Origin of the sequence: Sphingomonas rustica, from assembly GCF_039652585.1 — a bacterium.
GTDB classification, from domain to species: domain Bacteria; phylum Pseudomonadota; class Alphaproteobacteria; order Sphingomonadales; family Sphingomonadaceae; genus Sphingomonas; species Sphingomonas rustica.
The window spans coordinates 409,946-421,914 of sequence record NZ_JBDIZK010000003.1 but is presented as its reverse complement, the minus strand read 5'-3'; the positions used below and the strand labels follow the sequence as shown (position 1 = coordinate 421,914).

Sequence of the window (11,969 nt, the reverse complement as noted above, 5' to 3'; positions counted from 1 at the left end):
AAGATGATCGCCGTCAGGGGAGTGACCAATGAAGACTCTGCGCACCAGGACCGGCTTCATGCTGGCCGCAGCGGCATTGGCCGCCCTGCCCGGTATCGGCGCTGCCCAGTCATCCCGAGGCGCAGCGTCGACGCCGGCGGTCACGATCGACAGCGGTCGCCTCGACGGCGTGCGCACGGGCGCCGGGGTCGACGCCTTTCTGGGCATCCCCTACGCCGCTCCGCCGGTGCGCGACCTGCGGTGGCGCGATCCGCAACCGGTCCGCCCCTGGTCCGGCACCTTCCACGCCGACCGGTTCGCCCCTCAATGCACCCAGCCCCAGCGTACCGGCGAGACCAACCAATATTCCGGGGCGGAAATCACCAGCGAGGATTGTCTCTATCTGAACGTCTGGGCGAAGCCGGGTGCGCGCAAGGCGCCGGTGATCGTCTTCATCCATGGCGGCGGCTTCTTCATCGGCTCGGGGTCGATGCCGCTTTATGGCGGGGAGGAAGCGGCGCGGCGCGGCGCCGTGGTGGTGAACCTCAACTATCGCCTGGGCGTGCTGGGCTTCCTTTCCCACCCGGAACTGACGCGAGAATCCCCGCACGGCACCTCCGGCAACTACGCCTTTCTCGATCAGATCGCGGCCCTGCAATGGGTGCGTCGCAACATCGCGAGGTTCGGCGGCGATCCCGATAATGTGACGATCGCCGGCCAGTCGGCCGGATCGATGGCGGTGCTGGCGCTCCAGGCAAGCCCGCTGGCGCGCGGCCTGTTCGATCGCGCGGTGGGGATGAGCGGTGCGCTGCTGGGCAGTTCGGGGCCCGGCGCGATGCGCCCGCTGTCCGAAGGCGAGAAGGAAGGCGCCAGATTCCTCGACCTGATGAAGGCGAAGGACATTCGCAGCCTGCGGCTCGTCCCCGCGGACCGGCTGGTCGTGCCGCGCGTCCCGGGCAGCCCCGCGATCGGCGCCATCCAGGACGGCTATGTGCTGCCCGCTTCGATCGACGAGATCTTCGCGCGCAAGCAGCAGAACGACGTGCCGCTCCTGCTCGGCTTCACCCGTGACGAATCGCTGGGCGGACTGGGACCGATCAGGACGCTTGCCGAGTATCGCGAGCGCGTGTCGGCGCGCTACGGACAGCGTGCCGGGCAGTTCATGGCGCTCTATCCCGCGAGCAGCGACGAGGAGGCACGAGCCCAGGCCCGCCTGGCGGATCGCGACGCCACGATGGTCGCGTCGATGAAGATGTGGGCGGTCGCGCAGACCGTCAACGGCCGTTCGCCCGTCTACAGCTACATGTTCGCACGACCGCACAGCTATGCCCCGGGCGTGACGTTTCCCGATCTCGATCCCGCGACGGCCGGCGCCTATCACACGTCCGAAGTACCGTTCTGGCTCGGCACCCTCGACAGCTTCAACACCTATCTCACGACGCGCGCCTGGACCGCCGCCGACCGCGCCTTCAGCGCCGAGATGACCGACTCGCTGATCGCCTTTGCGAAGACCGGAAACCCGGACACGCGGACCTTCCACTGGCCGAAGTTCGACCCTGCCGACCCGCAGCTCCTGGAACTGGGCACGACCGCCCGGCCGGGCGCGTGGCCCAGTGAGGGACGACTGGCCTTCTTCCGCGATACGCCGACACCGCGCGGGCCAGGCGGCGCGATCCGCGACTGACGCGCGCGGCCGGGCGAGATGTCGCGAAAACCCCACAAAATGCCGGAGCCGATTGACAGTGCAATCGCGTTGGTATCTGGTCTTACCAATTATCGGAGAGGTCGAATGTGCATTCTACACGCCAGCCTTTGCGGCGCAGCCGCCACGGCGCTCGTCGCTGCGGTCGCGATCCCGGCGGCGGCCGCCGCGCCCGGAGACCGGGTCGAGGCCGTGCGGGAAGCCAAGGCGCCGCGCCAGGTCACCTCGCTGACCGAGGGCTGGCGCTTCCGCTTCGGCGGGGATGCGACAGGCGTAACCGACCCGACGTTCGACGACAGCGGCTGGGAACAGGTCGCACTGCCGCACAGCTGGAACCGCCTGGGCGAATATCAGCCGACCCGCTCTGCCGACAGCAATCTGGCGCAGGGCGTGGGCTGGTACCGCCTGGCATTCACCGCGCCGCCCCGCGACAAGGGCCAGCGGCAGGTGATCCAGTTCGACGGCGTCGGCGCCGTCGCCGAGGTCTGGGTCAACGGGGTTCGGGTCGGCGGCCATGCCGGCGCCTTCTCGATCTTCCGGTTCGACATCACCGACCAGCTTCGCGCCGGAGCGCCCAACCTGATCGTCGTCAAGGCGGACAACAGCAAGCCCGCACCCGGCAGCGCCACCGCCGACGTCATTCCGCTCGGCGGCGACTTTTTCGTCCATGGCGGGATCTATCGCGGGGTCTCCCTGCTGACGGTCGATGCCGCGCAGTTCGACACGCTCGATCATGGCGGCCCGGGCATCTATCTGAGCACGCCGCAGGTCACGGATGCCGCCGCCAGCGTCGCGGTCCTGGCGCGGTTGCGCAATGCGGGGCCGGGCCGGCGCCGGCTGACGGTCAACACCCGCATCCTCGACGCGGGCGGCGCCCCGGTGGCCACCGACAGCGCGCCGGCGACGCTGGGCGCCAACGCTACGCTGGAAGTGCGTCGTTCGCTGACCCTCGCCCAGCCGAGGCTGTGGCAGGGGCGGCAGGATCCCTATCTCTACCGCGTCGTCGCCGAGCTGGTCGACAAGGGGCGGGTGATCGACCGCGTGGAACAGCCGCTGGGCGTGCGCACCTTCGCGTTCGATCCGGCCAGAGGCTTCATCCTGAACGGCAAGCCCACCCGACTGCACGGCGCGTCGCGCCATCAGGACCGCCAGGGCAAGGGCTGGGCACTCAGCCCGCAGGATCATGCCGAGGACATGGCGATCATGGCCGAGATGGGGGTGAACACCGTCCGTCACGCCCATTACCAGCATGCGCAGGAGTGGAGCGACGAAGCCGACAAGGCGGGCATGGTCGTGAAGGCCGAACTGCCGTTCGTGCACCAGTCCTCCATCGTCGACGGCCCGCCGACTGCGGCGCTGGTCGCCAATGCGCGTGCCCAGCTGCTCGAGCTGATCCGCCAGAACTATAATCACCCCTCGATCATGATCTGGTCGGTCGGGAACGAGATCGATATCGGCGCCGCGATCAACGCGCTGCGCAAGGGCGGAAAGGGCCCCAACGCCCAATCGCGATCGATGCTGGTCGAGCTGAACGCCGCGGCACACGCCGAAGACCCCAGCCGACCGACCGCCTATGCCGATTGCTGCGACGGTACGCCCTCGCCGCTGTCGCGACCCGGCGCGGAAGTGCTCAACGACGTCACCGACCTGATCGGGCTCAATCGCTATTTCGGCTGGTATTACGGACAGCCCGGCGGCGTCGCGGGCGCGCTCGGGACCTTGCATGCCCGATATCCGGACCGGGCGATCATGCTTACCGAATATGGCGCCGGCGGCGCCTTTTCGCAGCATACCGACAATCCGCTGGGCGGGCCGGTCAACGCCAATGGCCGGCCGCATCCCGAGGAGTTTCAGTCCTGGGTGCATGAGGAAACCTGGAAAGTCCTGAAGAAGCAGGACTATCTGGGCGCGACCTGGCTCTGGAACATGTTCGATTTCGCATCGGACAGCCGCGAGGAGGGCGAGGCGATGGACCTGAACGACAAGGGTCTGGTCAGCTATGATCGCAAGACCCGCAAGGACGCCTATTATTTCTACAAGGCGAACTGGTCCGACGCCCCCGTCCTGCATCTCAACGGCCGGCGCTATGTCGATCGCGCCTACCCGGTGACGGACGTGCGGGCCTATAGCAACGCCGACACCGCCAGCCTGACGGTCAACGGCCGTGACATCGGGTCGGCCCCCTGCCCCGATCGCATCTGCGTCTGGCCGGCAGTGGCGCTGAAGCCGGGCGAGAATTCGGTTACGGCCACGGCGACGATCGGCGGCAAGCCGCAGTCCGACACCATTGTGTGGCAGGCGCCGGACGCGGCGGACGGGCTGCACATCCGCGTCGGCAGCCTGACCGGGATGACGGTATCAACCGGCGCGCGGTTCGGTTCGGACACCTTCTTCGTCGGCGGAACCGTGCCCGAGATGCGCATGGGTGCGCGCGGCAAGCCCGCGGAAAGCGGCGTCGGCGGGACCCAGGATGCCGAACTCTACGGATCCTATCGCGAAGGCGATTTCGGCTATGAGCTTCCCCTGCCCGACGGGCAGTGGACGGTCACGCTGCACATGTTCGAGCCCGATGCGGCCAAGGCGGCATCGCGCAGCTTCGACGTGGCGGCGAACGGCCGCGTCGTGCTGGCGAAGTTCAATCCCGCGCAGGCCGCGGGCGCCCCGATGACCGCGGTGACCCGCAGCTTCCCGGTGCGCGTGACCGGCGGCAAGCTGTCGCTTCGCTTCACCGCCGTCGGCGGCCCCGCGCTGGTCTCCGCGATCGAGGTCGTGCCTGCGGCGAAACCGACGGCGCGCTGACCGACTGAGGACGGTTCCGCAGCCGGACCGGCGGCGGAACCCGATGTCGATGCCAGGCGACGCGCCCCTGGCCCCGAACGAACCGCCCGACACCCGCCGATCGCCGCTTGCCCGATCCGCTCCCGGCCAACGCCATCCTTCGAAAGCTCAAACCATGCCTGCGCAGCGTCTCGGCCGACTTCGGTGGTGGATCATCAGCCTCGTGACCCTGGGCACGGTGCTGAACTATCTCGCCCGCTCCTCCCTGTCGGTCGCGGCGCCGACGCTGAAGACCACGTTCGACATGAGCACCCAGCAATATAGCTGGGTCGTGGCGGCATTTCAGGCAGCCTATACGGTGTCCCAGCCGCTCGCGGGCCTGGCACTCGACTGGATGGGCGTGCGGCTGGGCTTCGCGATGTTCGCGATCGGATGGTCGGCGGCCAATTGCTGCCACGCCTTTTCGACCGGATGGCCCAGCTTCGCGTTCTTCCGGGGCCTTCTCGGGCTGACCGAAGCGGCGGCGATCCCGGCCGGGATCAAGGTCGTGGGCGAATGGTTTCCGCCGGTGGAGCGGACGGTGGCCACCGGCTGGTTCAATATCGGGTCGTCGCTCGGTGCGATGATCGCCCCGCCGATCGTCGTCTTCTGCATCGCCATGTGGGGCTGGCAGTCCGCCTTTCTCGTGACCGGCGCCGTCGGCTTCGCCTGGGCGGGACTCTGGTATTGGGGCTATCGCAGTCCCGCCGATCATCCCAAGCTGGGCGATGCCGAACGGGCGCACATCCTGGGCGGACGCGACGGGGAGGATGCCGCAGCCGACGCACAGGACGGCGATACGCCGCTGGGCTGGCGCGCGGTCATCATGCGTCGCGATTTCTGGAGCATCGCGATCCCGCGCTTCCTTGCCGAACCGGCATGGCAGACGTTCAGCTTCTTCATCCCGCTCTATCTGGTCGAGGCCCGCGGCATGGACCTCAAGTCCATCGCGGCCTTTGCCTGGCTGCCGTTCCTCGCCGCCGACGCGGGATCGATCCTGGGCGGCTATTACGCCCCATGGCTGATGCGTCGGTTCAAGGTCTCGCTGCTGACGTCGCGCAAGATCGTGATGACCACCGGCGCGCTGTGCATGATCGGGCCCGCCTGTATCGGCCTGGCCGGCAGCCCGGCCATGGCGATCGCGCTGTTCTGCGTCGGCGGATTCGCCCACCAGATGCTGTCGGGCGCGCTGCTGACGCTGTCGGCCGACCTGTTCGACCGCCGGGTCGTCGCCACCGCAACCGGCATGGCCGGGTCGGCGGCATGGATCGGCGGTCTCAGCTTCTCGCTCATCATCGGCGCGCTTGCCGACACGATCGGCTATGACCCGCTGTTCGTCTGCCTGGCCCTGTTCGACATCGCCGGCGCGGCGATCCTGTGGACGCTGCTGCGCGACAGGAAAGTCGGCGTCGTCCGCCCGGCATAGCGCCAGGCCGCCCGTTCACCGTCAGCAGTAGCGGCCCCGGCCTGTCAGGCCTGCCAGGGCAGACGCCGCCGACACGATTACGCATCGACGCAACAAGGCCCCGGAGACGATGTGTCTCCGGGGCCTTGTTGCGTCGTCGGCGCGACGGCAGTGCCTGTGCCGCGGCCTTACCAGTTCCACATCGTCCCGTCCTCGAGCCGGGCGACCGGCAGATAGGCAGGCTTGTAGGGATATTTCGCGGCAAGCGTCTCGTCGATGTCCACGCCGTGGCCCGGCGTGTCGCCGACGAACATCTCGCCCGCTTCGAAACGATAGTCGTGCGGGAACACCTCGTCGGTTTCCGGGGTGTGGCGCATATATTCCTGGATGCCGAAATTCGGCACCCAGGTGTCGAAGTGCAGCGCGGCGCCCATCGTGACGGGCGACAGGTCGGTCGCGCCATGGCTGCCGGTACGCACCTGATACAGCGCCGCCAGATCCGCGATGCGGCGCAGATGGGTGATCCCCCCGGCGCCGACCACGGTGCAGCGGATGAAATCGATCAGCTGGTTCTGGATCAGGTCCTTGCAGTCCCAGATCGTGTTGAAGATCTCGCCGACGGCCAGCGGCGTCACGGTATGCTGGCGCACCAGCTTGAACGCCTCCTGGTTTTCCGCCGGCGTGCAGTCCTCCAGCCAGAACAGCTGATAGGGTTCGAGCATCTTGCCGAGATTGGCGGCTTCCTGCGGCGTGTAGCGATGATGGCCGTCATGCAGCAGATGGTGATCGAAGCCATAGGTCGCGCGCAGCTTCTCGAACAGCTTCGGGACATGGTTCAACGCCTTGCGCGTGTCCCAGCCCGTCACCGACGGGAGGGCGGCGTCGGCCGGTTCGTAGAACAGCTTGCCGCGGCCGACGCCATAGGCGTCCTTGATGCCGGGCACGCCGGTCTGCGCACGGATCGCCTTGTATCCCATGTCGATATAGCTGCCGACCGCATCGACCGTCTCTTCGATGTCGCCGCCATTGGCATGGCCATAGACCATGATCCCGTCGCGGCTGCGCCCGCCGAGCAGGTCGTAGACCGGCATGCCCGCCATCTTGCCCTTGATGTCCCACAAGGCGGTGTCCACCGCGCTGATCGCGCGCATCGTCACCGGCCCCCGCCGCCAATAGGCCCCGCGGTACAGATACTGCCAGATATCCTCGATGCGCCGAGGATCCATGCCGATCAGGCAGGGAATGACGTGATCCTCCAGATAGGACACCACGGCAAGCTCGCGCCCGTTGAGGGTCGCGTCGCCAATGCCGTACACGCCCTGATCGGTTTCGATCTTGAGCGTCACGAAATTGCGTCCCGGGCAGGTGACAATCACGCGTGCCGCTTGAATTTTCATGGATTCCGGTCCCTTCGCCGCTAGTCTCGGTGCAAGATGGTGTTACACTTCTCTTGCCGATTTTTCGATAATTGGTAAGACCTATTTACGGGCAGGGGCAAAAAATGGTTGCGACGACGAAGACCGACGAGCCGGCGACCGAAGGCGGCACCACCCGCCTGTACCAGAAGCTCGCCCGGCGCCTGTTCGAGGATCTGGTCGCGGGTCGCTACGCCATCGGCGACCGCCTTCCGGCCGAGCGCGAATTGTCGGTCCAGCACGGCGTCAGCCGCCCGGCGGTGCGAGAGGCGATGATCGCACTGGAGGTCCAGGGACTGATCGAGGTCCGCATCGGGTCGGGCGCCTATGTCCGCGCCCTGCCCAGCGGCCAGGAACGCCCCGGCTTCACCGTCACCGCGTTCGAGCTGATGGAGGCGCGCCTGCTGGTCGAAGGCGAGGCCGCGGCGCTGGCGGCGGTACATATCCGCGACGACGAACTCGACGAGCTCGACCGGCTGGTGAAGCAGATGGCCGATGAGAACCGCCTGCCCGGCGTCAGCACCAATGCCGATCATGACTTTCACCGCCTGATCGCTGCCGCCACCCGCAACGCGGTGATCCACAACCAGGTCGAGGAAATGTGGCGGCTGCGCTCGACCTCGCCCGATTGCGCCCTGCTGCTGGAAAAGGCGCGCACCGCCAATATCCAGCCGGTGATCGCGGAGCACAGCGCCGTGCTCGACGCGCTGCGCGCGCGCGACCCGGCGGCGGCCCGCGCCGCGATGCGTGCCCATCTCGCCTCGGTGATCGACCATCTCCTGTTCGCGACCGAGGAGGATGCGGTGGAGATCGCGCGGCGCAGCGTTGCCTCGACCCGCGCCCGCTATGGTCGCGCGGCGACTTTATAGGGTTGCCGGGACCATGCGATCGACGACCGCAGGGGGCACGGCTTTTCGGATGAAAGTGGCGGATGCGGCTCGACCAGTTTGATCTCAATCTGCTGATCGCATTCGACGTGCTCGTCGAGGAACGCGGCGTGACCCGGGCTGCGGAGCGCCTGAACCTCACCCAGTCGGCGATGAGCGCCGCCCTGAAGCGCCTGCGCGAGGCATTCGCCGACGATATCCTGGTCCAGCACGGCAAGCGGATGGTCCCGACACCCGGCGCCTTGTCGCTGGCGCCGCATGTCGCTGCGGCGGTATTGAACCTGCGCGGTATCCTGGCCAGCGGCATGCGCTTCGACCCGGCGCAGTCGCGTCGTCGCTTCCGCATCGTCGCATCCGACTATATCACCACGGTCCTGCTCGGCCCTGCGCTGCGGCGGCTCCAGCGCGAAGCGCCCGACATCCAGATCGAGATCACGCTGCCGACCTCGGATATTCTCGAGCAGCTCGACGACGGCGAGATCGATCTCCTGATTTCCCCGGAACAGTTTCTCAGCCCCGACCATCCCCGCGAACTGGTGTTCGAGGAACGCTTCGTCGTGGTCGGGTGCGCCGGCAATCCCGCGCTGCAACGGCCGCTGGATGCCGACACCTTCTACGACAGCGGCCATGTCGTCGTCAGCGTCTCGCGCGACGGGACCTTCATCGACAACTTCCTGCGCGGCCAGGGCGAGCAGCGCCGCATCGAGGTGATCTGCGCGTCCTTCACCCAGGTCCCGTGGATGCTGCCGGGAACGACCCGGCTTGCGCTGATGCACGAGCGGCTTGCCCGCGAACTGGCGCCGCAATTGTCTCTGATGATCCACGATGCCCCGTTCGAGTTGCCCGCGATGCAGGAAATGATGCAGTTCCACAGCGCGCGCGCCGCCGACCGGGGCCTGTCCTGGCTGCGCGAGCGACTGCACGGCGCGGCGATGCCGGAACCTCCGGCACCCGTGACGGACGATGCCGGCTGACGGGCACGGTCGAAGGCAGCAAAGATCATCCCGTAGCGTGATGCCGAATGGCAGGGCAGTCAGCGCCAACTATCCGCCATCAACAGCCGTTGGCATCGACCATGAAAATGACGGGCCTGCCTCGCGAGGTTGGTTCCCACCCTGCCGCCAAAGCAGCGCGAACTCCGTTGATTGCGACGGCGCCGTTCAGCTTCGGGCGCTGACGCTGAGGCGAGCCGTTTGTGGTGCGCGTAGGCATGGGAAACTCCAGTATCGCTTGCCGCTGGGCACCGACCAGCCAAACCGCGACAGTCATTCCACGCCAACCCTCTGCTGTACACCATTGCGGCTCGCGCTGTAGCTCCCACGCATAGGTCTGGCCGTCGACCTCGATCGCCCCGGCAAGATCGCGTTTATAAAGCATGAGGCGATCCTATCACGCGGAAGAACGCGTCGCACGTCACTGGCGCCGAAAGTTGCCAGTCCCGCCTTCCACCCGAGATCGCGGTATTTGCGGCGGCATCGACACTCGGCCAAATAGCATTATTCGATTATTTCAGTACGTGCCTATTCAAGGCCGGCCTGCAGCCACGCAGTCAGTGCCACGAGGATGCTCGCGGTCTCCGCCGGGTCGCGAACCGCGACGGTGTCGATACGCGCGGCCCGGACGGGATCGTCATTGCCGCCCGGATAGATCGCATCGCCCAGAAACAGGATCGCCTCGCGCGCGACGCCGCTATGCTCGACGAGTCGCTGAATGGCATAGGCCTTGTCGACGCCCTTGCCGGTAATGTCGATTGAGGTCGAACCGCCGATCCTGACCGACACGTCGGGCAACGCGACCAGCAGCTTCTGCTGGAGCGCCTTGCGTTTAGCCACGTCCGGATCCCAGGCCTGCTTCTCGGCGAGCGGCGCCTGCTGGCCGAGCGCGGAAAAGGTGATCTGACTGCCGCGATCCTCGATCTGTTCGCCCCAGACATGCTCGGGAACGAGCCCCGCATCCGCGACAGCCTGCGTCACCGCAGCGATGATCCGGTCGCGATCCTCGGCGGAGAAGGTCTCGGCATAAACCTGCGCCCAGCGCCCGTCGATGAAGCGATAGAGCTTTGCTCCGGTCGTCGGCATGACGAACAGGCGGTCCAGCCGGGCGCCCTGAGGGAGCCGCTCGACGAGTTGCGTCTCGAACTGCGGCCAGTCCCCGCCCGAGATCACCGCGACCATGGCGACGTCGAGCATCCGTGCGAGCAGCGCGGCCATATCCGGCTGCAGCGGCTGCTTGCTGTCGGCCAGCGTGCCGTCGAGGTCGAAGGCGATCAGCCGCTTCATGCCGCAGCACTCCGGATGTCGGCGATCGCCTGTTCGCGGTCGGCACTGCCGAAGATTGCGGTGCCGGCAACGATCACATCGGCACCGGCGGCAACGACCGCGCGCGCCGTATCGACGTCCTGTCCGCCGTCCACCTCGATATGGGGGTGAAGCCCCCGCCCTGCACACAGCGCCCGGAGCGCCGCGATCTTGGGCAGCATCTCGGGCAGGAACTTCTGTCCGCCAAAGCCGGGATTGACCGTCATCACCATCACGATGTCGACCAGATGCAGGACATGCTCGATCCAGGCGATCGGGGTCGCCGGGTCGATCACCACGCCCGGCCGCTTGCCGAGCTCGCGGATCCGGCTGAGCACCCGGTGGAGATGGACGGTCGAGCCGGGCTCGGCCTGGACCAGCAGATGGTCGGCGCCGGCATCGACATAGGCGGCGAGCGACCGTTCGGGCTCGACGATCATCAGGTGGACGTTGAGCGGCTTCTCCGTCGCCTTGCGGATTGCGCGCACCATGCCCGGACCGAAGCTGATCTCCGGCACGAAGCGGCCGTCCATGACATCGACATGGATCCAGTCGGCACCCGCCCGGTCGATGCTGCGCACCTCGTCGGCCAGATGGCCCAGATCGGCGGCAAGCACCGAGGGCGCAATGAGGACGCCGCTCATCCCGCGACCAGCGGCATCAGGATATGGTCGATCGCCTGCGCAACGCCATCCTCCGCGTTGGAGCCCGTGATCTGCACGGCCGCGGCCCGGACCTCGTCGGGCGCCTGCCCCATCGCGATCGACAGCCCCGCCCGCGCGAACATCGGCAGGTCGTTGCGCTGATCGCCGATCACCGCGACCGCATCCAGCGGAACCGCCAGCTCGGCCGCGAGCGCGGCGACACCGTCGCCCTTGTTCGCTGCGACTGCGGTGACGTCGAGATAATAGGGCTGCGACCGGGCGACGGTGGCACGGATCCCGAGGGCAGCGGCAACTTCCGCCTCGAGCCCCGCCAGCATCGCATGGTCCGACGACACGGCGACGATCTTGTCGGTTTCCTCGGCAAAACGGGCAAGGTCGGTGCACAGCACCGGTTCCTGATTGGACGAGACCCGCTCGCGTGGGGTGAAATCCTCGTCCAGCCGATCGGCATACCATTGCCCCCGGGCGAACAGCCATCGGATCACCCCGGGCCGATCGATCAGCGCCAGCGTCCGCGTCACGGTTTCGGCGCCGAGATGCTCGGCGGACAGGATCCGGCCGTCGGGATGCAGGATCGTGCCGCCGTTGAAGGCGCCGATCGGTGTCGCGAGGCCCAGCCGCTCCGCGATCCACAGCATCCCGCTGGGCGGACGGGCGCTGATCAGCGACACCGGGACGCCTGCCGCCACGAGCCGGCCGACGGCATCGATCACCGGCGCGCTCAGGCTCTTGTCGGGGCGCACCAGCGTACCGTCGATGTCCGAGATCAACAGGCGCGGGATCATGCGATCACGCGCCCACA

10 protein-coding genes are annotated in these 11,969 nt (G+C 67.4%); 5 read left to right on the top strand and 5 right to left on the bottom strand.

Features of this window, described 5'->3' with window-relative positions; translation table 11 throughout:
• The first annotated feature begins 28 nt into the window (after positions 1 to 28).
• From TPR58_RS07625 to TPR58_RS07615, 3 genes are all read left to right on the top strand, one after another.
• Entirely contained in the window at positions 29 to 1,663 is a 1,635-nt protein-coding gene (locus TPR58_RS07625; RefSeq protein WP_346246024.1) for a carboxylesterase/lipase family protein, read from the top strand.
• Positions 1,664 to 1,768: 105 nt separating this feature from the next.
• The gene (locus tag TPR58_RS07620; protein ID WP_346246023.1) at positions 1,769 to 4,480 is read left to right on the top strand and encodes a glycoside hydrolase family 2 TIM barrel-domain containing protein; all 2,712 of its coding nucleotides are present in this window, start codon (positions 1,769 to 1,771) and stop codon (positions 4,478 to 4,480) included.
• Between the two features lie 154 nt (positions 4,481 to 4,634).
• Positions 4,635 to 5,924, top strand: coding sequence for an MFS transporter (locus TPR58_RS07615; RefSeq protein ID WP_346246022.1), 1,290 nt, complete (start codon positions 4,635 to 4,637; stop codon positions 5,922 to 5,924).
• Positions 5,925 to 6,091: 167 nt separating this feature from the next.
• Here TPR58_RS07615 and manD read toward each other — a convergent pair whose 3' ends face one another.
• Positions 6,092 to 7,300 (bottom strand): D-mannonate dehydratase ManD, encoded by a 1,209-nt coding sequence (manD, locus tag TPR58_RS07610; protein WP_346246021.1) that lies wholly within the window; start codon positions 7,298 to 7,300, stop codon positions 6,092 to 6,094.
• 104 nt (positions 7,301 to 7,404) lie between these two features.
• Between manD and TPR58_RS07605 the strand changes: the two genes are divergently transcribed.
• Both TPR58_RS07605 and TPR58_RS07600 read left to right on the top strand, forming a co-directional pair.
• Positions 7,405 to 8,187, top strand: coding sequence for a FadR/GntR family transcriptional regulator (locus TPR58_RS07605; RefSeq protein ID WP_346246020.1), 783 nt, complete (start codon positions 7,405 to 7,407; stop codon positions 8,185 to 8,187).
• 62 nt (positions 8,188 to 8,249) lie between these two features.
• On the top strand, positions 8,250 to 9,179 hold the full coding sequence (locus tag TPR58_RS07600) for a LysR family transcriptional regulator (protein WP_346246019.1): 930 nt from the start codon (positions 8,250 to 8,252) through the stop codon (positions 9,177 to 9,179).
• A gap of 79 nt (positions 9,180 to 9,258) precedes the next feature.
• Here TPR58_RS07600 and TPR58_RS07595 read toward each other — a convergent pair whose 3' ends face one another.
• The 4 genes from TPR58_RS07595 to TPR58_RS07580 all read right to left on the bottom strand — a co-directional run bounded on the left by TPR58_RS07595 (position 9,259) and on the right by TPR58_RS07580 (position 11,952).
• Positions 9,259 to 9,582 (bottom strand): hypothetical protein, encoded by a 324-nt coding sequence (locus tag TPR58_RS07595; protein ID WP_346246018.1) that lies wholly within the window; start codon positions 9,580 to 9,582, stop codon positions 9,259 to 9,261.
• A 143-nt stretch (positions 9,583 to 9,725) separates the two neighbouring features.
• Entirely contained in the window at positions 9,726 to 10,484 is a 759-nt protein-coding gene (locus TPR58_RS07590) for an HAD-IIB family hydrolase (protein WP_346246017.1), read from the bottom strand.
• Complete coding sequence (gene rpe, locus TPR58_RS07585) at positions 10,481 to 11,146, bottom strand: ribulose-phosphate 3-epimerase (protein WP_346246016.1); 666 nt, start codon at positions 11,144 to 11,146, stop codon at positions 10,481 to 10,483. Before rpe ends, TPR58_RS07590 begins: the two co-directional genes overlap by 4 nt.
• Complete coding sequence (locus tag TPR58_RS07580) at positions 11,143 to 11,952, bottom strand: Cof-type HAD-IIB family hydrolase (RefSeq protein WP_346246015.1); 810 nt, start codon at positions 11,950 to 11,952, stop codon at positions 11,143 to 11,145. Before TPR58_RS07580 ends, rpe begins: the two co-directional genes overlap by 4 nt.
• Positions 11,953 to 11,969: the final 17 nt, after the last annotated feature.